A 22,412-nucleotide genomic window follows, 5' to 3' on the forward strand; every position below is an offset into this window, starting at 1 on the left:
TTTAAATAATTAAATTAATGGGTTGTCTTTATTATAAGGACAACCCATTAATTTTCTAATTACCTCCGACAGTGTCTGGCAGTTGCTGACGGTGTGAAATTATAACTTCACCGCTAAGCATATAAAAATCGGAGAGATGGAATGAAAGAAAATTTGTTATATGAGGCTATGGTCCGCGAGATGAATAGTGTTCAGCTTGGAAATAAAACACCGGAGAAGGCTGCATTAAGTGTTCTCAGAGAGTTTGCAAACGATAGAGTGTATATTTCGACTCGTTTTGTTGAGTATGCCAAGCTGACCGAAAAAATTGTCCGCCTTAAAGATTATGGTGTGGAAAACGCCGATATTGCGGATAGACTGGGGATTTCGCAAAGACACGTAAGGAGGATATATTCAAGCATGGCTAATTAATTCTTGTTGGTTTAGATGATCTTTTAACTATTATTAAAATTTTTATTTCTAAAAGTAAAAACCGCCCTCTGGATAATCCAGAGGGCGGTTTTTACGTGGAATATATATAAAAAGACAGGGGTGATTAATTCCAATCAAGAATAACTTTACCGGACTGTCCTGTACGCATTATGTCAAAACCTTTTTGGAAGTCGTCAATTTTGAAACGATGAGTGATTACTGGAGTGACATCGAGATTTGATTGAAGCATGGATGACATTTTGTACCATGTTTCAAACATTTCGCGGCCGTAAATACCTTTAAGCTTAAGGCCCTTGAAAACAATTTTGTTCCAGTCGATTTGTGTTTCTTCAGGAAGAATAGCCAGAAGTGCAACGTGGCCGCCATTGTTCATTTTATCCAGCATTTCTGTGAAAGCAGCAGGACTGCCGGACATTTCTAAACCCACGTCAAAACCTTCGACCATTTTAAGATCAGTCATCACGTCTTTCAGCTTTTCTCTTGTGACATTCACGGTGCGGGTAGCTCCGAGTTTGCTTGCAAGGTCGAGGCGGTAGTCGTTGAGGTCCGTAATAACGATGTGGCGGGCTCCGGCATGGCGGGCAATTGCTGTTGCCATAATACCGATAGGTCCGGCTCCGGTGATAAGAACATCTTCGCCTACAAGATTGAATGAAAGTGCTGTGTGCGCTGCGTTTCCAAGAGGATCGAGGATAGATCCCACTTCATCAGAGATTGCATCGGTAAGTTTAAATACGTTAGAAGCCGGAACTGATACGTATTCTGCAAAACATCCGGGACGATTAACGCCGATTCCTACAGTGTTTCTACAAAGATGTCTTTTTCCTGCTCTGCAGTTACGGCAGTGTCCGCAAGTGACATGTCCTTCAGCGGAAACTCTGTCGCCTACAGCAAGTCCTTTTACTTCACTGCCTAGGCTTTCGATTACGCCGGCAAATTCGTGCCCGACTACCATAGGAACAGGGATTGTCTGCTGAGCCCATTTGTCCCAGTTATATATATGAATATCTGTGCCGCAGATCGCGGTCTTGTTAATTTTGATCAGGACATCATTGTGTCCGCACTCAGGTACGGGCACTTCTTCCATCCAGATGCCTTCTTGCGCTTTGGCTTTGACTAGAGCTTTCATTGTTTTCATATGATGATATCCTTCTATTCGATAATGTTTAGTTTACGACCGACTTTGATAAATGCATCAACAGCCTTATTAACTTGTGAAGTAGTGTGGCCTGCTGACATTTGCGTTCTGATTCTTGCTTGTCCCTTAGGTACAACAGGGAAGCTGAATCCAATAACATAAATACCTTCTTCCAGAAGTCCTGCAGCTAGTTTTTGAGCCAGAACGGCGTCGCCTAGCATTACCGGAATGATAGGGTGATGGCCCGGCACAAGAGTAAATCCTGCTTCTTCCATGCGCGAACGGAAAAGCTGACTGTTTTCATTAAGTCTGGTTCTGAGTTCAGGATGATTTTTAATTAAATCGAGAACTGCTATTGAAGTGGAGGCTATTACCGGAGCCAGCGTATTGGAGAAAAGGTATGGACGTGATCTTTGGCGTAACCATTCAATAATTTCTTTACGACCGGATGTGTAACCGCCGGATGCTCCGCCGAGAGCTTTGCCCAGAGTTCCTGTGATTATATCGACTCGGCCGAGGACACCGCAATGTTCCGGAGTTCCTCTGCCGTTTTCACCGACAAACCCTACAGCATGTGAATCGTCAACCATAACAAGTGCATCGTATTTGTCTGCCAAGTCGCAAATAGACTTCAGGTCAGCTATAATCCCGTCCATGGAAAAAACACCGTCAGTAACAATCAAACGGTAACGGCAGTCGGCAGCATCTTTTAACTGCTGTTCAAGGTCTGCCATATCGTTATTTTTGTAGCGGAATCTCTTAGCTTTACAGAGGCGTACTCCGTCAATAATTGATGCGTGGTTTAACGCATCACTGATGACAGCATCTTCGTCTGATAAAATAGTTTCAAATAATCCGCCGTTTGCATCAAAGCATGAACCGTAGAGAATTGTGTCTTCAGTTTGTAGAAATTCGCTTATTTTATGTTCAAGTTCTTTGTGGATGTTTTGAGTGCCACATATGAACCTTACAGATGAAAGCCCAAAACCATGAGTTTCAAGAGCTTTCTGCGCTGATTTTATAAGTTCAGGGTTGTTCGCAAGGCCGAGATAGTTGTTTGCGCAGAAGTTTAGAACATCTTTTCCTCCGGCAACAGATATTTTAGCCTGCTGCGGTGAAGTGATAATTCTTTCATCTTTGTAAAGACCGGTAGCCTTCAACTCTTCAGTTTGCTCAGAAAGTGCTTGAAATAAATTCTTAGGCATATTTAATCCTCCATGTTGGGAAAGTGCGTATTCCGTTTTATTTGAAAAACCATATGTCAAATCTTGTCAATAGTAAAAATGAGTATGTAAAATATTTAAATGCAAAAAAATGTAATAACTTTATTAAATAATAGAATTTTAAGTCATGGATTGACGGAATTGTTATTTTGCCACTATGTATAATCTGTTGAATTTGAAAATCCAGAGTAATTATGAAAGCAGGAGATTTCGAGTGAAGGATAAAACTTTAGTACTGGATGATATAGATCGCAAAATTATTGAAGAACTACAGGATAATGGACGTGAATCTTACAAGAATATAGCGCGTAAACTTGGAGTTTCGGACGGAACCGTAAGATTGCGTACTGAGAGAATGGTCAAAAATGATTATCTTAGAATTTCCGCTTCTGTAAATCCTCTTTATTTTGAGAACAGCCTGATTGCCATGGTGGGGATTAATCTTGAAGGCCGCGCCAACCGTGAAATTATGGAGAAAATTGCGACTGTCAGCGGAGTTCAGTCTGTTATAAATGTTTCCGGTCGTTATGACCTGCTTGTGGAAGTATTTGTTCCTTCACGTAATGCGTTCAGGCAGTGCCTCGTGGATGACCTTTCTAATATCGGCGGGATTAAATCTACTGAAACATTTATGTTTCTTGATGCCGTGGGAAAATGGGCGGAGCACAAAAAGTAGTCAGAATTAATTTTCTGATTTTTATTAGTTTCTATTTATAAAATTACCATTGCCATTGTTGTTTGATGAAGGTGATATTTTGAGCTGCTTTGTCTTGATCGTATTTTTATCACCGTATCGGTAGTCGTTTATGCTGTCATTTAATTGAAAATGTCTTAAAGGAGCTAATTGGTAGCTTCTGGCTTTTTTGCGCTCAATCATTTGATCATATTTTGTCCATCGTTCAGTCCATTGTCTGTAAACTCTGTATGAGTGAGCCAGCTCTTCGTAGCTCTCGCCCTCTTCTTTTCGTTTAATTCCTAAGAATCCGAGTAGTCGTTCAGCAAATAGTTTGTTGTGGGAAAACTTTCCTTTTACAGATATTTTTAAACGTGCCATTTCTCTTTGTTCCGCTGTCATAACGCCGTGTTTTTTTTCATCCCTTTTTTTTATTGCAAAAATTATCTGTTGCAGTTCTTTTATTTTTTGAGAGCGCTCGGTATCTTTATTTATTTCAGAGTCGTGAAGATGGGCGTTGCCAAGTGAAAGAAAAAGGTCCTGTCCTGTTTTTAGAATTGTGAGATCGTAAATTGAATCGAAACTGATGTCAGAATAAACAGGATGATAGTATGTCCGATCTTCGTCATCTGTTTGTCGGCTGTAGGCCAAGGACCCATTGCGATATGCCTGAAATATTGCTTTCAAAGCCTGTGAAGGCTCAACTTCGTCAGCTGCAGTAGCGTTTTTCCGGTTTTTTATAAGTTCGTCCGCAAATTTTGAAATAATTACTGAGCGATCAGTATTGTTTTTATACTGAGAAACCGTCTGAATTGGCTGATTTTTCACATTATTCATAATTGCTCGAAGTTCTTTTGACGGCGGAACGGAGTCGCTGGTGTGCGGTACTATGTATTCTTTAATGTCGTCAATTTTAGACTTCTTTTCAGAGGTTAACAAATTGCCATCGGCGGAGCTGTTATGTTCGAAGTAGACCGGCTCTGCCGCTGGTATAGGTACGCAGCTAAATAACAGTACCGCCAGTATCGTTAGCAGTACTGAAGCTGATTTTATTTTATTTATAGTTAAGTGATGAGACATGTGATATTTATGCTTTTAATATATAGTTGAGTTCGGTTATGATGATTCTCTAATCTATTTCGCATATAAGTGTGACAAGGTCTATCCTGAGCAGGGTAAAATATTTGAAAAGATAAATTGGACTAATTTATACAACCTCTAGGTATATTTTTTGTTCAACGAAAATGAGGTGTGAGCTTCATGATAAATTTTTTGGGTTTTAGGAAAGGACAAGTCTTACCCTACAGGCTCCTTATTTATATTTTGATATGTAGTTCTTTTTTTACAGTGCTTGGCACCAGTGTTCAATTGTATATGGAATACAGAAGTGATGTGGGCGATATTGATCAAGCAATGTCACAAATTGAAAGCAGTTACGTTGATACAATCTCTGCCAGTCTTTGGGATATTAACCTTGACCACGTTCTGATTCAGCTTGAAGGGGCTAAAAAACTACCAGGAATACGATATTTAGAAGTCAGCGATATGACTTCAGATTCTATTGAACCTGTTGCATCTGTTGGAACAATCCCCTCAACGGAAAAAGTAATTGAGAGAGTTTTTGTATTAAAACACTTAGTAGACGGCAGGGAAATTCCTGTCGGACAATTATTGGTAGTTGCTGATCTTGAAAATGTATTCAATCGGTTAGAGCATAGAGTTTTTGTTGTTTTGCTGATGCAGGGTGTTAAAACTTTTTTGGTCGCACTTTGTATCTTAATTATTATTTATTATATGGTTACCAGGCACTTACAGGCAATGGCTGAATACGCGCAGAACATGGATATTGATAACCTTGAACGTCCTCTCGTTTTAAAGCGCAGTAAAAAGCGCAAGAAGTTTGATGAATTTGATCAGGTTGCCAAGGCTTTTAACGATATGCGCCTTAATCTGATTAAAGATATAGCTGAGCGTAAAAAAGCTGAAGAAGCTCTTAGACAATCAAATATGATTGTGGAGAAAAGTCCTGTTGTGCTGTTTAAATGGAAGGCCGAGGAAGGATGGCCTGTTGAACTTGTTTCTCAAAATGTTACACAGCTCGGCTTTACTGCAGATGAATTCATGTCTGGAAATTTAAAATTTATTGATATTATTCATCCTGATGATTTGGAAAGAGTTTCGGCAGAAGTTAAGATGTATCATAATTCAAATATTGATCATTTTAAGCAGGAATACAGAATTGTTGATTCTGCCGGGCGGGTTCTTTGGATTGATGACAGTACTGTTATTGCTCGTGATACTGAAGGCACAATCCTGTATTATATGGGAATTGTCACGGACTCAACAGATCGTAAAAAATCTGAAAATGAGCTTGCCCGTTTACGTAACCTTCTTAAAAATACAATTGATTCCATGCCCACTGTACTCGTCGGAATTGATAGCAAGGGACATATTATTCAATGGAACAGGTCCGCAGAGGAAGAAACAGGATTAACATGGGATGAAGTGAAAGGGTTACCTTTTATTGAAATTTTGCCGCAACTTGAAAGTGAACACGAATTGATTACAGAAGCCATTTCTAAGTTTATAATCCGTGAAAAGCAGAAAATTCCTTTTATCTCTGGTGGAACAGTCAAATATAAGAACCTTAAAGTTTATCCTCTTCTTGACAGTGAAGAAAGAGGGGGAGCTGTTTTATTGGTAGATGATGTTACAATGAAATCACGTCTTGAAGAAATGATGATTCAGACTGAAAAAATGATGTCTGTCGGTGGTTTGGCTGCTGGAATGGCACATGAAATTAATAATCCTTTGGGAGCAATTTTGTCAGGTGTTCAAGGGGCGGAAAGACGCTTATCCCCTGCTTTACCTAAAAATGTTGAAGTCGCTTCTGATATAGGCTTAGATTTAAATAAAGTTCAGGAATATTTGGATAAAAGAGGTATTATAGGATATATGCGCGGTATAAGCGATGCCGGGCGGAGAGCCGCACAGATTGTTCGCAATATGCTTGAATTCAGCCGGAAAAGTGAATCTATACGCGGACCGATGGATGTCAAAAAAATTTTAGAAAAGTCGATCAGTCTTGCTGCCAATGATTATGATTTAAAAAAGAAGTACGACTTTAAAACTATAGATATACGTAGAGATTATGAGCAGGTATTGCCACCGGTTAATATTACGGAAACTGAAATTGAGCAGGTGTTTTTGAACATATTTAAAAATGCTGCTCAGGCCATGTCTGATAAGGATTTTGGAGATGAGCGTCCTTGCCTGACTTTGAGGACGAGGAAGGATGGGGATTTTGTTCGGATTGAGGTGGAAGATAATGGACCCGGTATGGTGGAAGAGGTCCGTAAAAGAGTTTTTGAACCTTTCTATACAACAAAGCAGGTAGGGTTTGGGACCGGTCTTGGGCTTTCTGTTTCGTATTTCATCATTACCAGAAACCATGGAGGAGATTTTTTTGTTGAATCTGAGCCGGGTAACGGAACAAAATTTATCATACGCTTACCAAGCACAGCTGTGTTATAAATGATTGAATCAAATTGTTTTTGTTATGTTGTTATCGACTTTTTCTATGAGTGTTTGTTGTTATTTAAAATTGCTCGATAGTTGTTACCAAATTATTGTGTTTTGTGTTATTTTATATGGTAAGGTTCTTTAGTATAAGGTGGTGCTTGCCCTTTTGCGAGGCTTGTGGAGAGTGTCACGATTTAGGATTTTTTAAACTAAATTTATTTGATTCGTTAGGGGGTAGCGTACGATGCTTATGAATATTAAAAATAAGATAATATTGCTGACATTGACAGCGGTTTTGTTTTCTATTGGGGGGTTGTCTTCAACAGCATATTTTAAAATGACAGAAATGGCTGAAAGTTTTTTTGCCAGCTCTTCTATGAATGAGTTAATGCAGATTGATAATTTTGTATCAGATTTTATGAAAGAAACAGAGCAAAATGCAAAATTTTTAGCACTTGAAGATAATGTCCTTAATTCACTGGGAGAGAATCCTAATTTTGTTAAACAGGAAGGTCTTGAAAGAATTTCCCGCAGTACAATGACTGAGCAAGGCAAAAAAACTTTCGATTTGTTTGGTAAAATGGTTTCGAGTCATGATTCTTATGATGCTGTTTATCTTGGCATGAAAGACGGCAGTTTTAACATGTATCCTGAAGACAGTATGCCGAAAGGATATGATCCCCGGCCTCGTCCATGGTATAGAACAGCGATTGAGGCCCCTCAAATCTCTTCATTCAGCAAAGCTTATAAATCAACAACTGGAAAACCTGTAAGTTCCATCATGGCAAAGCTTGTACAGAATGATCAAGTTATCGGAATTGTAGGTATTGATATCAATCTGGCTACGCTGACAGATGTTATTTCCGATATTAAGGTCGGGAAGACCGGGTATATTATGCTGATGGAAGGGGACAATACGATCCTTTCCGATCCTGTTCATAAAGACTTTTTGTTTAAAAAAGCAGATGATCTTGGAATTGAAGGGTTTAATACAATTGCTAAGCTTAAAGACAATATGACCACCGTTAACGTTGACGGTGTGGAAAAATTTGTCAGAGTTTACACTTCGCCGAAGCTAGGGTGGAAGCTTGCTCTGATGATCGATAAATCAGAAATTATGGAAGATGCCTATAGCACTTTGAGAAGTACTGTTTTAATTGGTGTATGTATTGCTATTATCTTATGTATCGTTGGATGGATCGTTGCGAAGTCTATAGCAACGCCTATCCAGAGTCTTGTTGAAGCCGCTCAGTCTGTTGCAAAGGGTGATTATAAAGCCATCCCTGATGGAAAAAAGTTTAACGGTGAATTGCTTACCTTACAACAAGCTTTAAAGAGCATGGTTGCAAGTCTCAGTGACCTTATAAAAGCAACTGAAGAAAAAAGTCTTGAAGCGGAAAATCAAACTCGCCTTGCTAAAGACGCACTTGCTGATGCGGAAGATGCAAGGCGTGAAGCTGATAGTGCAAAACGTGCAGGAATGCTTCAGGCGGCAGAGCATCTGGAAATAATTGTAAATCAGGTAACCAGTGCGTCGCAGGAGCTTTCAGCACAGATAGAAGAGTCACGCGCCGGAGCAGAGCAGCAGCGTGAGCGTACTACTGAGGCCGCAACAGCTATGGAAGAAATGAACGCCTCTGTTTTTGAGGTTGCACAAAATTCTTCGCAGGCGGCTGAAAGTGCTGATAATGCAAAAAAACAAGCAGAAACCGGTGGAAAGATCGTTGAAAACGTAATCCGAAGCATTGGAGAAGTTAATACTGCTGCCGGAGAGATGGCCGGAGGTCTCGAAGATTTAGGGCGTCAGGCACAGGGAATCGGGCATATTATGAATGTTATTACTGATATTGCTGATCAGACTAACCTTCTTGCACTTAACGCTGCAATTGAAGCTGCCAGAGCAGGTGAAGCCGGCCGAGGGTTTGCAGTTGTTGCGGATGAAGTCCGTAAACTTGCCGAAAAAACCATGGACGCAACTAAAGAAGTTGGAGCAGCCGTTTCTGCAATTCAGGCTGGTACCGAGAAGAGTATTAAGGATATGAGCAGGGCTTCAGATATGATTGGAAACAGTAATGGTTATGCTTCTGAGGCTGGTGAGTCTTTATCGTCCATTGTTGATATTGTTGATTCAACCTCAGATCAGGTTAGAGCAATTGCAACAGCTTCGGAAGAGCAGTCTGCCGCTTCTGAAGAAATAAACCGAAATACTGATGAAGTTAACCGCATTGCTGCTGAAACTGTGCAGACTATGGAAGAATCGGCACGGGCCGTTAATGAGTTATCCCGTTTGTCAGAGGAATTGCAGTCTGTAATTGATACTTTGAAAGACGCGTAGCACTGAAGTGAATAGATAATGATCTAAATCAGGCCGCTTCCTATAAAGGAGAGCGGCTTTTTATTTATTAAAAGCTATCTCTTGCTTGCGGGTCATATTGTATTTATTTTGTTTGCTGGATTTAATGAAAGATTTTACGGAACTCACTCCTTCAATGCTTGCCGCAATCTGCTTGGCGTAAGTTATCTCATTTATATTTCCAACTCTGCCTAAAAGGACAACGTTACACTGAACTGATTTTACAGCGATATTTGTTCCCCATACAGAATCATCTTCAAGCAAGGCTTCTTTTATCTGCATTTGCAGTATATAATCTTCAGCCGCATTGCAGGATGAATTTTCTGTTTCCTTGAGCATAAAAGTTGTGAGAGAATTTACTTTGCCGGATTTTTGAACAATTTTACGGATTTTGCTAAGATCTTTTTTGTCGTCATACTGGCCGATAACGTAAACATGGCCATTGTATGAATAAGCACTGAGGCCAAGGACTTTAAGATCTTTCTGATGGAATATTTTAGATTGAATTTTTGCTTCAATCATTTCGTCTTCTACAATTGTCTGAAAACCGCGTTCGTCAGCTCCTATGGCGTATGCTGTGTAAATAGTTCCGATAGCAGACGGGACCATTGTCGGGCCTGGCAGTGGCGGAATGAAGATAGAGGCAGAGCAGCCGCTGAGACAAATGAGCGTAAGCATAATAAGGCAAAGTAATTTTATTTTCTGCATTCCCATATCTTCCTTGATAAGAGTGTTTGGGTATATACAGCAATACTTATGCCTAAAGTGATTTTAGATGTTTTAGTTTATAAAGTTAAGTATGTTACGGATACGGTTTTGATAAGTATGGTCTTTAAGAATCACTTCGCGCCATTTTTTTGAAAGTTCAATTCTGCGCTGAGGGTCAGCTAGATATTTATCACAAAGTTCAGGCAATTCTGAAGGCGTGCTGAATGAGCATTCTTTTACTAATTCTTCAGGGAAAATCGAGAGTCCGGGAGTTTGGTCCGTGAGTAGAAAACCACCGGCTGCCCATACATCAAAATTACGCTGGGTCAGACCGTTTGGCAGCAAAGGACTGGTCATATTTAAAACGATGGCAGAGTTTGTGTAAACAGCAGGCAAGACTGTATAATAATCTATCGGTTTGCGTAAATCCACGTCCGGGAGCAATTCACGCCAACCTTCGTCACCAAAAACAGTCAGATTGCTACCTGCAAATTTAAGGGTTTCAGTTCGCCAGATTGTTCCTGTTTGTTCTGCCCTGAATCCCGAAGAGCGGACATTCGGTTCCGGCCAGAATGAAGTAATATCATCTCTATTTATCCACCATTCGAAATTTGGTTTAATCCCGCTATTAATGGCGTAGACGGCATCTCTTTCATCTTTGGATGAAAATTCACACCCTGCAAAAAACTTAACTTTTTTAGGGAAACTTGATCTTCCTGCAAAAACGATGCGGTTATCCAGTCCGGGGTATAAAGGTACATTCGGGTTGAATATATCAGGATCTGTTGCAAGGGGGAGATGTCCGATTTTTGTTGCGCCGAGCTTCCTGAGAGGTTTGATGAACCAGTCATCAGTGATCAACATAGGGACTTCTTTCCAATATGCTGATTTTATACCTGATATTACGTGGAAAGGATTGTCTACCATCCATACAACGACTTTAACGCCAGCTTCACGCAGCAGGAAGAATGTTTCTCCTGAATTATCAAGACCGTTAAAGTTGATGCTGAAGACAATTTCCGGGAGTTCCTGCTTCAATAGGGACAGCATGTTACGGCGCATTGCATCCGGAGCGATAACCCTGTATGTGAAGTCGGCACGTGCAAAGGCTTTAGATATCTCCGGCACAAGCAGTGAATGATCATTGCCGGGAATCCATACGGATTTGCTTTGTATTTTTGAACATATTTCAGTCTTATTCAAAGTAAGTTTTGATGTTATCGGTTCCCAGAATGAGGGAAACAACCTTTTATTAGGTGTATATAATATCAATCGAAAACTGTTTTTATTAAAAAAAGTTGCGTCATAAGACTGGATCTTTTTAAATTTTGCAGGGAGCGCGAGCAAAGACGGAATTTGTTTTTCGTACTCAGGACATTCTATATAATAATAGTATGACTCGTCTGGGAAAAATTCTGTCAGCAGATCAGGATTCGGTCCGATCCCCAGAAACAGAATGTCCCCGGATCCTCCGAGCTCTTGAAAATATTCTTTCCCGTCCGGCAAGGACTGTAGTTTGCCGGATTCATTTTTAATGCGGATTCTTTGGGGACGTTGCATAGTGTTAGACTTGGCTTGCGGGCCGTATTAAGTTATTTTCTGTCACCTTATACCGCAGTCCTTCGGAAAAGTCTTTTCCAAGGACAGCCAAACAAAAACGAGACGATGAAACAATACCAAGATCATTACTTTAAGAAGGCAAAAAAAGAAAATTATCCGGCACGTTCAGTGTATAAACTTAAGGAAATCGATAATCGGTTTCATATTTTTGAAAACGGACAAAGAGTGCTGGACCTTGGAGCCGCTCCGGGGTCATGGACTTTGTTTTCCGCGAAAAAAGTCGGTCCTGAAGGTTATGTTCTTGGCGTGGATATTCAAACAACCGAAACTGAATTTCCTGAGAACGTTACTTTTTTGCAGGCTGACGTGTTTGAAGATTCTCCTGAACTCATGGCGGCAATGGAAAAACACTTGCCCTATGATCTGATTATCAGTGATATGGCTCCTAAAACAATCGGAGTCAGGTTTGCTGATCAGGCGAATTCGCTTGAGCTTTGCGAAAGGGCTAAAGAATTGATTCCTAGAAGGCTCAAGGTCGGCGGCCATTTTATAGTTAAGATTTTTGATAGTTCAGATGTAAAAGGCTATACGGATTCACTTAGGAAGATGTTTGGAAAAGTTAAAAATTTCAAACCGAAAAGTTCCAGAGAAGAAAGTATTGAACTTTTTATTGTTGCACTTGGCTTTCGTGGCATTGAAGGGTAAAAGTCCCTCTGCATCTGTTCATTTTATATAGTATAGGAACCTTTTGTGCCGGAACAGTCTTCCGCACAAACAAAATAATAAATTACCCGTCCCGCACATCGGGCGGAGGCAGATTACTTCAGGAGGAATAATGTCTGGACATAGTAAATGGGCTAATATTCAGCATCGTAAAGGTAGACAGGACGCGAAACGCGGTAAAATTTTTACAAAGATGGCTAAAGACATAATCATTGCGGCCAAAGCCGGCGGTGGCGATGTCAACATGAACTCCTCCCTGCGCCTTGCTGTTGCTAAAGCTAAAGCAGTCAATATGCCTAATGATAGAATTGATACTGCCATTAAAAAAGGTATCGGTGAACTGGCTGGCGGCGATATTACAGATATGCTTTATGAAGGTTACGGACCCGGCGGTGTTGCCCTGCTTATTGAAGCATCAACTGACAATAAAAACCGCACCGTTGCTGAAGTTCGCTATGCTCTGAGCAAATCAGGCGGTACCATGGGTGAAGCAGGAAGCGTTGCCTGGATGTTTGATAAAAAAGGCGTACTGACCTTTGACAAGGAAGCTTATTCTGAAGATCAGCTCATGGAAATAGGGATTGAAGGCGGAGTTGAAGATATCATTGATGATGATGACTCCTTTGCCGTGCACTGCGCACCTGAAGACTTCACCGCAGTTCAGAAAGTGTTTGAAGAAGCTGAATGTGTATGTCTCAGTGCGGAGCTGTCTTTTATCCCTAAAAATCTCATAGAAGTTGATGTTCCAAGTGCCAAAAAATTGATGAATCTCATGGAAAAACTTGAAGAGAACGAAGATGTCTCCGAAGTGTATGTAAATGCAGATTTCCCTGATGAATTGATGGCTGAGATGGAAGACTAGATGGATAAATCCGGCATTGTGATAATCGGTATTGACCCGGGAACACGTGTTACAGGGTTCGGAATCGTCAGGGAAGTTTCCGGACAGGTCATTCTGATAGAAGCCGGCACAATCCGGACAGATACCAAAAAGCCTATGTGTGCTCGTCTCGGGCAGATTTATTCCCGAATAGCCGAGCTTATTGCTACTCATAAACCGGATGAAGCGGCGATAGAAAATGTCTTCGTCGCTTCAAATCCGTCTTCTGCAATTAAACTTGGACAGGCCAGAGGTGCCGCTATGGCTGCATGCGCTGTTTCAGGTCTTATCGTTTCCGGTTACGAACCCACTAAAGTTAAGCAGAATCTGGTTGGAACTGGGCGGGCTGCCAAAAGTCAGGTTGCTTTTATGGTAGAGCGTATTCTGGGCGTTAAAGACACCAAGTGGGCGAATGATACCACCGATGCGCTGGCTATTGCGGTTTGTCATTTAAATGAACGCAGATTTGCAAGGATGGCCGGTAAATGATTGCATACATTCACGGAAAGTTGCTTGAAGCCACAGACAGGTCATGTATTATTCTCACTCCCGGCGGTGTGGGGTATGAACTTTTTTTGACCATAACAGCTCTTTCAACCCTTCCAGCGTCCGGCTCCGATGTTACTTTTTATGTGTACACCGTGGTTAGAGAAGATGCGCTGGAGCTTTACGGCTTTCCTTGTTTTGACGACCGTGAAGTTTTCCAGACTTTGATTTCAATTGACCGTTTAGGCCCCAAGAAAGCATTGGCGATCCTCTCACAGTTCGGTCCCAAGGAGTTGCAGGATATTGTCTTTCGTGAAGATGTGAAAACTCTTTCCATTGTCCCGGGTATCGGGCCGAAATCTGCTCGTCAGATTTTGTGGAGTCTTAAAGATAAAATGGATAAGCTCAGTTCAGCGACTATCCGTTCCGGCGGCTGTCCGGTTTCCGGGGATAGAAGTGAATTTCTCGATGCTCTTTCCGGCCTTCGCAATCTGGGCTATGCGGATGATGAAGTCAGAACGTTCCTTAAAGACATTTTCGAGGAAGAACCTGATCTTGACGCAGCAGGGGCTATCCGTGTGGCTCTTAAGAAAATTTCACAAAAAAACAAATAGTTTAGGCGTATGAACGAAAGTAATCTTCCAGACGATCATATTAGGCCGCAAAGGCTCTCAGATTTTATCGGACAGGAAGACCTGCGCCATAATCTTGATGTTTTTATTCAGGCTGCCCGTGGACGCGGGACCGCTATGGATCATGCTCTTTTTTACGGGAATCCAGGTCTCGGTAAAACTACGCTGGCCCGTATTATTTCTTCCGAACTGGGCGTTAACCTTGTTTCCACTTCCGGTCCGGTAATCGAAAGAAGTGGTGATCTCGCCGCTATTCTTACCAATCTTTCCAGAAACGACATACTTTTTATTGATGAAATTCATCGTGTTCCTTCTTCGGTAGAAGAGGTTCTCTATCCTGCGATGGAAGATTTTACTCTTGATCTTATTATCGGACAGGGGCCTGCAGCCCGTACGGTGAAGATTGATCTTGAACCGTTCACTCTGGTCGGGGCGACAACGCGTCTAGGGCTTCTCACATCTCCGCTCCGCGACAGGTTCGGGTGTATTTTCAGATTGGAGTTTTATTCTCCTGAAGAATTAGCTCAGATCGTTGTTCGCGCGGCACGAATTTTTGACCTTGAAGTTACTGACGAAGGCGCGCTTATGATCGGCAGACGGTCGCGCGGCACACCGCGTATTGCAAACCGTCTTTTGCGAAGGGTGCGCGATTATGCAACAGTTCATGGAGATGGTACTGTTAACGCCGAAATTGCTGACATGGCTCTTGATAGGCTGGAAGTTGATCCGCAAGGGCTTGATCAGATGGACCGCAAGATTCTTTCTGTATTAATAGACCAGTTCGGCGGCGGACCTGTCGGCGTTAAAACTATTGCGGTTGCCTGTTCGGAAGAAGTCAGAACTATCGAAGAAATCTATGAACCCTACCTTATACAATGCGGCTTTTTAAAGCGGACATCCCGCGGTCGTGTTGCTACAGCAAAAGCTTATCAGCATCTGCAACTTAACTCTGGTTCAACAAGACTATTCTAAATAAATTTAGTGCGTTGATTGATTTATATTTTTTGCTTTTAATCATTCGGAACAAGTTGAATTGTGTTGGCATAACTCTTTGGTCGGGGTATTGTGCGCTCACTCCTTTTAATTTTTTGTACTTTTGCCGGATCACAGGAGGGTGGATGTGTCTGTCAGGTTTAAATTAATCACTACGCTTACGGCTATTCTGGTCGTATCTTTTATCTCTGTATCTATTTTCAATTATAATGTTTCCCGCAATTCAGCGCGTAATGAAATACTCAATTCCGCCTTGCCGCTTACCCGTGATAATATTTATTCGGAACTGCAGTCAGGTCTCATGCGTCCTCTCTTTGTATCCTCTCTGATGGCCAATGATATTTTTTTAAAAGACTGGGCAAATGCCGGAGAGAAAAATGTCATGCAGCTAATGAGATATCTTTATGAAATCAAAAATAAGTATGGCTTTTTTACAGCATTTTTTGTTTCAGCTACGACTGGAGATTATTTTTATTACGATGGAGTATTAAAAACAGTATCGCCGAAAGACAGTCACGACGTATGGTATTATGATTTTATTAATTCCGGAAAAGAATATGACTTTGATGTTGATACAAATGAGGCTGCAAATAATGTTTTAACTGTTTTTATAAATCACAGGGTTAACGACAAAGACGGAAAGCTGATTGGAGTCACCGGTGTCGGTCTCAAAATGGATCAGGTTGCAAATCTGCTTAAAACATTTGCAGTTAAATATTCTAAAGAGATTTTTTTGATTGACCCTCAGGGTTTTATTCAAGTTCATCCCGACAAGAAGCTTATTGGAAATATTAATATTAAAAATATACCGGGTTTTAAGAACATTGCTGACGATGTTCTTGCAATGAATCGGACCAGTTCCTCAATGTTTAAATATAAAGTTGATGGTGAATCTGTTCATCTCACTGCACGGTTTATTCCGGAATTCAACTGGTTTTTAATTGTTGAACAAAAAGAAAATGCAGCGATGATGGCAGCCCGTAATAACTTCATCAGGACTTTAGGTAGCGGAGCTCTTGTAACGCTGCTGATAATAATTTTATCAATAATTACAATTAATCATTTTCAGAGCAGGCTGGAAGCACAGGCAAATACCGATCCGCTTACAGGTGTTGCCAATCGCCGATCATTTGAAAAAAGAATTGATGCTGCTATGAATTCTCAGTTGAAGACCGGTCGTCCTTTTTCGCTTGTTCTTATGGATTTAGACGGATTCAAAGTGATTAATGATACTTGTGGACATAATGAAGGTGATAGGCTGTTAAAAGAGATCTCAAAAGTTATTAATTCCAGTATTCGTGAAAACGACTTCTGTGCACGGTGGGGCGGTGATGAATTCATAGTTCTGGTGAGCGGAGACCTTGCGCAGGCCACGCTTATTGCCGAGCGGATTAGAAATTCTATTGAACGGACTATTGTCTGTGAAGATGTCGCTCAAGCAATATCTTTCGAAATGCAAGTTACCGTCAGTTGCGGGATTACTCAGTATTTGACAGGTGATACACTTGATTCTCTTACTTCCAGAGCTGACAAGGCCATGTATGAATCTAAGGAATTAGGGAAGAATAAAGTTGTTGTAAGCTGATAATTAAAGTTGATGATAATATGTATAAGTTAAAAAATGAAGGCCGCCGGGACAGAGATCCGGCGGCCTTCGTTTCTTGCCCTGTGAAATAGGAGGTAGGGAAGAAATCTTTTAACGTATGTAGAATATCTTTATATGGTGTGAGTGAGGATATCTATAGAAGGATGCTTGAAGCCGGTTTTGCACTAATTCTATACTTTTAAGATTCAGAATAATTTATTTTTGGCTGTAATATACTGTATTTATGATGTTTTTACTTAGTACACACTGAGGAAAGTAATCGCCTAAAATAATCAAATAAGAAAATTACTTAATTTTATAGTTAAATAACAATCATATATAATACGGTTATATCTTAAGTATGCTTGATCGGGCATAATTAATTAAAGCTAAAGGAAGAGTAAGCGTTTGCGTGGTGAATTGGCAGAATCTATTTATCTAAGTTGCCTAAAAGTTCAAATTCAATCAACATCCGGAACTATTTTACAGACATAGTCTACTAGAATATCGAATAGATCTTTATTGCGATTGTTAAATCTGAATTCAAGTTCTTTAAGATATAGCGGGAATCGGTGCGGGGATATTCCTTTATACCGTTTGAATCTGTCGCGGGCAAATTCCCAGAATTCGCCGCCGGATCTTTCAATTTCCGGAGTCACAGCAGGATATTTACGGATATAATCCAGTGGAAGGGAATCATCTCCGCAAAGGATGAGAGCGTTGTATTTTTGATACCTGTCTGTATGAATGATACTTCCATGACGTACTAATTTGAGATGGAAATTATGATTGAAGTGAAAAACTGATTCTGCTGTAATGTTTTGCATAAGATCAATAAACACCCAGCCGTTTTTTTCGAGTACTCCGAATACAGGTATAGGCTCTGAGCCTGTTTTAGTGGGAATCCCTGTTAGCTTTCTATTCTTTAAGTGTTTGTGAAGTCCTGTTTCAGGACCGAGAAGCTGAACTGCATCAATTGCCTGCGCTAAAATTGAAAATCTCAGGGAAGATACAGCCTTGTAGGCTGCGTTATAGGAAATTCCGAGATCCTGAGAAATATAGTGAGCGGTGTTATCGTCTGCAAAAAGCCGGATGAGCCGTATCCACTCAGTGCAGGACAACCCTCCGTTGTTGATCCACCTTCCGCTGAAATCCTGAAATGTATATTTGCAGGAAGCGCAGCGGTAGCGGCTGCCGTTTAAAGTATAGAGTTTGTTTTCTCTACAGCGTGGGCAAAAGGTTTTTCGCTCGCCGAAGCAGTTTGCAATAAGGAATTTTTTAGCCTCTTCTTCGGAAGAGATAAGCTTTTCAAATTGTGCAGTGCTGTCATCCATATGAATTATCTTCCCATGCCGGTTAACCGCCGATGGATGACATCTGAGTTTCACACACGCCGTTATTTTCACGGCGGGTTTGTAAAATATTATATCCTAAAGGCTTATCGTGTGTTGCTGCCACAAGTACGCGCTTTACAGTTTCATCAGTTAATTTGGGGTTTCTAAGTATCTCGCGAAGTTTGTAAGTTTTGTCGGAGAAAAGGCATGTTCTGAGATGTCCATCCGAAGTGATGCGGAGTCTGTTGCATGTACCGCAAAAATGAGAGCTGACTGGAGATATGACCCCTAAGCGTCCTTTTCCGCCTTCAATGGAAAACATTTTAGCCGGTCCGTGGCTTTCTGCTGATCTTTTAACCGGATTTAAAACGGCATACTGACTTGCCTGTTGAATAATTTCCTCAGCACTCCAGAATACTTCGCTAGACCATCTTGTATCTTCGCCCATGGGCATAAATTCAATAAATCTTAAATCAATCGGATTTTCTTTTACGAATTTCAAGAATGATTCCAGTTCGTGATCATTAATTCCTTTCATTGCAACGGCATTAATTTTAACGCGTATTCCAGCGGAAAGGCAGGCTGAAATAGAATTCAGCACAGCATTTAAATAATCATGTCCTGTGATTTTTTCGAACGTTTCGCTGTTAAGAGTGTCCAGAGAAATATTCAGTCTGCTGATACCGATTTTTTTTAGATCTTTTACATATGGTTCAATAAGAGTGCCGTTGGTTGTAATCCGCAGGTCCATATCAGCGTGATGTTGTAAAATAGATGCAACAAAATCCATGAAACCGCGGCGGACAAACGGTTCACCACCAGTTAGACGAAGCTTTGAAATATTAAGAGTGGCGGCCAGATTCACCAGCCTGAGCATTTCTTCATACCGCAGGATATTGGGGTGCGGGGTGAAGGTGAAGTCTTTAGTCATGCAGTATTTGCATCTTAAATTACATCTGTCAGTTACGCTGAGCCTCAGGTAGCTGACACTTCTTCCAAGTTTGTCGGTAAGTGTCATGTTAAAATCCCCATGCTGATAATGTTCCGCGATTGTATCCTTCTTCAACTGCTAAGAAATCAAGTGATAGCGATTCGAGGTCATCAAGTGTCGGTATGGAGACTTTATCCATTTCTCTGAAATCTATGGTTTTAATGTAATTCTTACAATTGTCGCAGACTTCAACGCGATATCCAGGTTCATCTTCAACCGTGAAAAATTTAATTTCTTTAGAGTCGGCTTCGTCACAGTAGGCACAAGCCAGTCTGCGCACTCTGTACTCAGTGTGGCAAAATGAGCAGTTTGCGTATCTGAACCCCTGTTTATGACGCAGAGCGTGGATGAAAGGAATACTGCCGCACACGGGGCAATTTCCATGCTGTCTGGCTGGAGGAGGGCTGACTTCGATTTCCAGATCAACGCTGGTAGGCGTTTGAACTTCCGCTTTTTCAATTTCAGGCAAATGGGCGGCAATGTTTCTGGCTACAACTCTTATCGACGGAGTGATCGCTGATTGAACAAGAAAATTTAAAGTGCGCGGAGCCTCGGGAGTATTTTCGCCCCATTTGGCAAAGAAGATGTCATCACCTTCAAGATATGCGGAAAATACTTTTTTAAGTTCCAATTCTCCATTTTCTATTTTGCTGGAAATTAACTTTGTCGCATCTGAAATCGGGCCTGAGAAATTTAAAAGCAGGTCGGAAAATTTTGAGAATAATTGCGCGGCCTGTTCGTAGTCATATGGAAAGTCCGCTCTGGCAAGTAACGGGCGTCCCTGAATATTTTCATTAGCAGGAGCAAGAGAAGCTTGTTCTGGAATGGTCGGCGCGGCATGTAGTTCTGCTTCCAGTTGGATTTTTGCAACTTTTGAAATGAGTTCAACAAGTTCTGCGGGAAGAAATTTCTTTTTGCCTAACTCTTTTATTTTTTTATCTAATTGAAGCTGTGCCTTAGTATAATCAAAAGTCATAATCTTCTCCCGCTCGTTACTCTATTTGAAGTCATAAAATTTATTAATTATTACGCTTGATTTTGCACTAATGGGGTAAGCTTTCTGAAATAAAGCTGCATGATCGTGTCAATTGCTTTCGTTTTAGCACTAACGTTTAACTCTTTTTATCTCGCCGTCAACAGCAATATCATCAAATTTGTAATAAAGTGTTTTGGTGGTCTGTTTTAAGGATCAGCTGATAGAAAAATGGAAAAACAGTAAGAGTAATTGTGTGGCAAATGACATAATAAAAAAAGATGAAGGAAACGGTCATATTAATGAGTTAAAGGCCTTCAATCCGGCCCTCATCATTATAGACCCAGAAACCGGTATCACTGATGTTGCCGATTAAAGTGATGCCGATTTTTCTTGCCAGCTCAACTGAAAAACTGGTTGCAACAGCGGTTGAAGCAAGAATAGGGACCCCTATGCGAACGGCTTTAAGCAGAATCTCAGAAGCGACTCTTCCTGTTGAAACAATAATTTTACCATTGGTAGAGACTTCTTCAAAAAAGCACTGTCCGACAATCATATCAATGGCATTGTGTCTGCCGATATCTTCCCTGAAATAGAGCATTTCAGTCGGTGTGCAAAGCGATGAGTTGTGGCATCCTCTGGTCTTTGCGTAGAGAGTTGATCTTTCATGCAACGTGCGTGCGTGTTGCAGTATCTGCTCCGGAGTCACCTTGAGGTCGGACTGGATGGTTTTCTTTGAAATGGTGGAAACATTGCGCCCGAAATTAGTACCTTTTCCGCAGCCTGAAGTAATTGAATATTCAAGAACGCGTCCTTCCCATGGATCATTATTTGTTGTAATGTCAGCTATTATTCTGTCATCACTTTCTATCATTTTAATGTCGGTTATCTGATCTCGCGTTGAAATATACGCATCGGACTTAAGGAAGCCTATTGCAAGATATTTAGGATACTTAGCGGTGGTAAGCAGGGTTACTACTTCTCTCCCGTTAAGGTTTATGGTCAACGGAATTTCAAGGATACTTTTAATATTTTTATTTTTAAATGAATTATTTGAGTATTCTTTAACCGTAAAATCATGACTGTCTTTTACCATGTTTCCGCCTATATATGTTTTAGGTAATGTAGATGAAATTTTGTGCACAGGGCAAGCTTCTCTTTTCTGCTTCAAGTTTTGCACTGGAGTTAAGGTTTAGTATTCGTTCAATAAATAATTGAAACAAGCGGGGTCAAATTAGTAGTATAAATATGCTTAAGTTGACATACTGCGCGGATTCTGTTCTAGGATGTAAAGAGAATTTGTTTTTAATGGTAATTGTTTTGGCTGATTTGATTTAAACTGTACTCAACGACCTAAATTTTTCACTTTGGAGGGAAAATGAAAAAGATTAATGTAATATTTTTGACTTTTGCACTTGTTGCAATGCTTGTTTCACCAGGACTGGTAAAAGCAGAAGAAGTTTTAATGATGGCTACCACAACCAGTACCGATAATACCGGACTTCTGGATGAGATTGCTCCTAAGTTCCAGAAAGATACCGGCATTGAATTGCGCTGGACCGCTGTCGGAACCGGTAAAGCCCTCAAAATGGGCGAAAACTGTGATGTTGATGTGCTTTTAGTTCATGCTCCTGCTGCTGAACAGAAATATGTGGATTCAGGTGCACTCAAAGATCGCAAAGAAGTCATGTATAATGACTTTGTAATCATAGGACCTGCTTCCGATCCAGCAGGTGTTAAAGGAATGAAAGTCGTTGATGCTATGAAGACTATTGCAGCTAAGAAAGCAGTCTTTGTAAGCCGCGGTGATAATTCCGGAACCAACAAAAAGGAAATTTCTCTTTGGAAGGTAGCAGGCATGGCTGTTCCTGATAAAGAAGCTTGGTATGTTCAGACAGGACAGGGCATGATCAAAAGTATCAACATTGCCGAAGAACGCGATGGATACACAATGACTGACCGTGGAACTTACATTAAGTACGAAGCTACCAAGAAGGGTTCTCCTGATCTGAAAGTTCTGGTTGAAGGTGATAAGACCTTATTCAATCAGTACAGTGTTCTTGCTGTAAATCCTGAAAAATGCAAAAACGCTAAATATGAACTTGCAACTAAATTTTCTGACTGGCTTACTTCCCCTAAAGCTCAGAAAGATATTGCAGACTTCAAACTTCTCGGCAAAAAATTATTTATTCCTAATGCAAAATAG

At 40.8% G+C, this 22,412-nt stretch carries 20 protein-coding genes; 11 read left to right on the plus strand and 9 right to left on the minus strand.

The genetic code is table 11. The annotated features are described in order from the left end of the window. The first annotated feature begins 141 nt into the window (after positions 1-141). Positions 142-411, plus strand: coding sequence for a hypothetical protein (locus tag B9N78_RS07140; protein ID WP_085100474.1), 270 nt, complete (start codon positions 142-144; stop codon positions 409-411). Positions 412-535: 124 nt separating this feature from the next. On the opposite strand, the gene tdh is transcribed toward B9N78_RS07140, so the two are convergent. Beyond that, on the minus strand, positions 536-1,570 hold the full coding sequence (gene tdh, locus B9N78_RS07145) for an L-threonine 3-dehydrogenase (protein WP_212637015.1): 1,035 nt from the start codon (positions 1,568-1,570) through the stop codon (positions 536-538). Between the two features lie 14 nt (positions 1,571-1,584). After that, on the minus strand, positions 1,585-2,775 hold the full coding sequence (locus B9N78_RS07150; RefSeq protein ID WP_085100477.1) for a glycine C-acetyltransferase: 1,191 nt from the start codon (positions 2,773-2,775) through the stop codon (positions 1,585-1,587). Between the two features lie 232 nt (positions 2,776-3,007). On the opposite strand from B9N78_RS07150, the gene B9N78_RS07155 reads away from it, so the two are divergent. Beyond that, positions 3,008-3,469, plus strand: coding sequence for an Lrp/AsnC family transcriptional regulator (locus B9N78_RS07155; protein WP_085100480.1), 462 nt, complete (start codon positions 3,008-3,010; stop codon positions 3,467-3,469). Positions 3,470-3,493: 24 nt separating this feature from the next. Here B9N78_RS07155 and B9N78_RS07160 read toward each other — a convergent pair whose 3' ends face one another. After that, positions 3,494-4,546 (minus strand): hypothetical protein, encoded by a 1,053-nt coding sequence (locus B9N78_RS07160; protein ID WP_085100483.1) that lies wholly within the window; start codon positions 4,544-4,546, stop codon positions 3,494-3,496. Positions 4,547-4,840: 294 nt separating this feature from the next. On the opposite strand from B9N78_RS07160, the gene B9N78_RS07165 reads away from it, so the two are divergent. Both B9N78_RS07165 and B9N78_RS07170 read left to right on the plus strand, forming a co-directional pair. Next, positions 4,841-7,000 carry a PAS domain S-box protein gene (locus tag B9N78_RS07165; protein WP_245805492.1) on the plus strand — a complete coding sequence of 720 codons (2,160 nt, stop codon included), beginning with the start codon at positions 4,841-4,843 and terminating at the stop codon, positions 6,998-7,000. A gap of 232 nt (positions 7,001-7,232) precedes the next feature. Further along, entirely contained in the window at positions 7,233-9,323 is a 2,091-nt protein-coding gene (locus B9N78_RS07170; protein ID WP_137982504.1) for a methyl-accepting chemotaxis protein, read from the plus strand. A 60-nt stretch (positions 9,324-9,383) separates the two neighbouring features. On the opposite strand, the gene B9N78_RS07175 is transcribed toward B9N78_RS07170, so the two are convergent. Both B9N78_RS07175 and B9N78_RS07180 read right to left on the minus strand, forming a co-directional pair. Then, positions 9,384-10,049 (minus strand): BON domain-containing protein, encoded by a 666-nt coding sequence (locus B9N78_RS07175; RefSeq protein WP_085101309.1) that lies wholly within the window; start codon positions 10,047-10,049, stop codon positions 9,384-9,386. A gap of 72 nt (positions 10,050-10,121) precedes the next feature. After that, entirely contained in the window at positions 10,122-11,609 is a 1,488-nt protein-coding gene (locus B9N78_RS07180) for a CgeB family protein (RefSeq protein WP_085100489.1), read from the minus strand. Between the two features lie 105 nt (positions 11,610-11,714). Here B9N78_RS07180 and B9N78_RS07185 point away from each other — a divergent pair, with 105 nt between their 5' ends. The 6 genes from B9N78_RS07185 to B9N78_RS07210 all read left to right on the plus strand — a co-directional run bounded on the left by B9N78_RS07185 (position 11,715) and on the right by B9N78_RS07210 (position 16,908). Then, entirely contained in the window at positions 11,715-12,314 is a 600-nt protein-coding gene (locus B9N78_RS07185; RefSeq protein WP_085100492.1) for an RlmE family RNA methyltransferase, read from the plus strand. Between the two features lie 130 nt (positions 12,315-12,444). After that, a complete protein-coding gene (locus tag B9N78_RS07190) occupies positions 12,445-13,194 on the plus strand; it encodes a YebC/PmpR family DNA-binding transcriptional regulator (RefSeq protein WP_085100495.1) in 750 nt (249 codons plus the stop codon). Then, complete coding sequence (ruvC, locus tag B9N78_RS07195) at positions 13,195-13,701, plus strand: crossover junction endodeoxyribonuclease RuvC (RefSeq protein WP_085100498.1); 507 nt, start codon at positions 13,195-13,197, stop codon at positions 13,699-13,701. Further along, a complete protein-coding gene (ruvA, locus tag B9N78_RS07200; protein WP_085100500.1) occupies positions 13,698-14,312 on the plus strand; it encodes a Holliday junction branch migration protein RuvA in 615 nt (204 codons plus the stop codon). Before ruvC ends, ruvA begins: the two co-directional genes overlap by 4 nt. A 9-nt stretch (positions 14,313-14,321) precedes the next feature. Beyond that, complete coding sequence (ruvB, locus tag B9N78_RS07205; RefSeq protein ID WP_085100503.1) at positions 14,322-15,302, plus strand: Holliday junction branch migration DNA helicase RuvB; 981 nt, start codon at positions 14,322-14,324, stop codon at positions 15,300-15,302. 148 nt (positions 15,303-15,450) lie between these two features. Beyond that, positions 15,451-16,908, plus strand: coding sequence for a sensor domain-containing diguanylate cyclase (locus tag B9N78_RS07210; RefSeq protein WP_085100506.1), 1,458 nt, complete (start codon positions 15,451-15,453; stop codon positions 16,906-16,908). A gap of 461 nt (positions 16,909-17,369) precedes the next feature. On the opposite strand, the gene B9N78_RS07215 is transcribed toward B9N78_RS07210, so the two are convergent. From B9N78_RS07215 to fdhD, 4 genes are all read right to left on the minus strand, one after another. Continuing rightward, on the minus strand, positions 17,370-18,242 hold the full coding sequence (locus B9N78_RS07215; RefSeq protein ID WP_085100509.1) for a transposase: 873 nt from the start codon (positions 18,240-18,242) through the stop codon (positions 17,370-17,372). 22 nt (positions 18,243-18,264) lie between these two features. Next, the gene (moaA, locus tag B9N78_RS07220; RefSeq protein ID WP_085100512.1) at positions 18,265-19,260 is read right to left on the minus strand and encodes a GTP 3',8-cyclase MoaA; all 996 of its coding nucleotides are present in this window, start codon (positions 19,258-19,260) and stop codon (positions 18,265-18,267) included. A gap of 1 nt (position 19,261) precedes the next feature. After that, positions 19,262-20,209: a formate dehydrogenase accessory protein FdhE gene (locus B9N78_RS07225; protein WP_085100515.1), complete on the minus strand. Its 948-nt coding sequence runs from the start codon at positions 20,207-20,209 to the stop codon at positions 19,262-19,264. A 304-nt stretch (positions 20,210-20,513) separates the two neighbouring features. Then, on the minus strand, positions 20,514-21,302 hold the full coding sequence (fdhD, locus tag B9N78_RS07230) for a formate dehydrogenase accessory sulfurtransferase FdhD (protein WP_085100517.1): 789 nt from the start codon (positions 21,300-21,302) through the stop codon (positions 20,514-20,516). 282 nt (positions 21,303-21,584) lie between these two features. Between fdhD and B9N78_RS07235 the strand changes: the two genes are divergently transcribed. Further along, entirely contained in the window at positions 21,585-22,412 is an 828-nt protein-coding gene (locus B9N78_RS07235; RefSeq protein ID WP_085100520.1) for an ABC transporter substrate-binding protein, read from the plus strand.

This window comes from Desulfovibrio gilichinskyi (genome assembly GCF_900177375.1).
Classification (GTDB): Bacteria; Desulfobacterota; Desulfovibrionia; order Desulfovibrionales; family Desulfovibrionaceae; genus Maridesulfovibrio; species Maridesulfovibrio gilichinskyi.

Bases quoted from the DNA above. Each gene is read 5' to 3' on its own strand.
- B9N78_RS07140 (WP_085100474.1), top strand. From the start codon at position 142: ATGAAAGAAAATTTGTTATATGAGGCTATGGTCCGCGAGATGAATAGT.
- tdh (WP_212637015.1), bottom strand. From the start codon at position 1,570: ATGAAAACAATGAAAGCTCTAGTCAAAGCCAAAGCGCAAGAAGGCATC.
- B9N78_RS07150 (WP_085100477.1), bottom strand. From the start codon at position 2,775: ATGCCTAAGAATTTATTTCAAGCACTTTCTGAGCAAACTGAAGAGTTG.
- B9N78_RS07160 (WP_085100483.1), bottom strand. From the start codon at position 4,546: ATGTCTCATCACTTAACTATAAATAAAATAAAATCAGCTTCAGTACTG.
- B9N78_RS07165 (WP_245805492.1), top strand. From the start codon at position 4,841: ATGGAATACAGAAGTGATGTGGGCGATATTGATCAAGCAATGTCACAA.
- B9N78_RS07170 (WP_137982504.1), top strand. From the start codon at position 7,233: ATGCTTATGAATATTAAAAATAAGATAATATTGCTGACATTGACAGCG.
- B9N78_RS07175 (WP_085101309.1), bottom strand. From the start codon at position 10,049: ATGCAGAAAATAAAATTACTTTGCCTTATTATGCTTACGCTCATTTGT.
- B9N78_RS07180 (WP_085100489.1), bottom strand. From the start codon at position 11,609: ATGCAACGTCCCCAAAGAATCCGCATTAAAAATGAATCCGGCAAACTA.
- B9N78_RS07185 (WP_085100492.1), top strand. From the start codon at position 11,715: ATGAAACAATACCAAGATCATTACTTTAAGAAGGCAAAAAAAGAAAAT.
- B9N78_RS07190 (WP_085100495.1), top strand. From the start codon at position 12,445: ATGTCTGGACATAGTAAATGGGCTAATATTCAGCATCGTAAAGGTAGA.
- ruvC (WP_085100498.1), top strand. From the start codon at position 13,195: ATGGATAAATCCGGCATTGTGATAATCGGTATTGACCCGGGAACACGT.
- ruvA (WP_085100500.1), top strand. From the start codon at position 13,698: ATGATTGCATACATTCACGGAAAGTTGCTTGAAGCCACAGACAGGTCA.
- ruvB (WP_085100503.1), top strand. From the start codon at position 14,322: ATGAACGAAAGTAATCTTCCAGACGATCATATTAGGCCGCAAAGGCTC.
- B9N78_RS07215 (WP_085100509.1), bottom strand. From the start codon at position 18,242: ATGGATGACAGCACTGCACAATTTGAAAAGCTTATCTCTTCCGAAGAA.
- moaA (WP_085100512.1), bottom strand. From the start codon at position 19,260: ATGACACTTACCGACAAACTTGGAAGAAGTGTCAGCTACCTGAGGCTC.
- B9N78_RS07225 (WP_085100515.1), bottom strand. From the start codon at position 20,209: ATGACTTTTGATTATACTAAGGCACAGCTTCAATTAGATAAAAAAATA.
- fdhD (WP_085100517.1), bottom strand. From the start codon at position 21,302: ATGGTAAAAGACAGTCATGATTTTACGGTTAAAGAATACTCAAATAAT.
- B9N78_RS07235 (WP_085100520.1), top strand. From the start codon at position 21,585: ATGAAAAAGATTAATGTAATATTTTTGACTTTTGCACTTGTTGCAATG.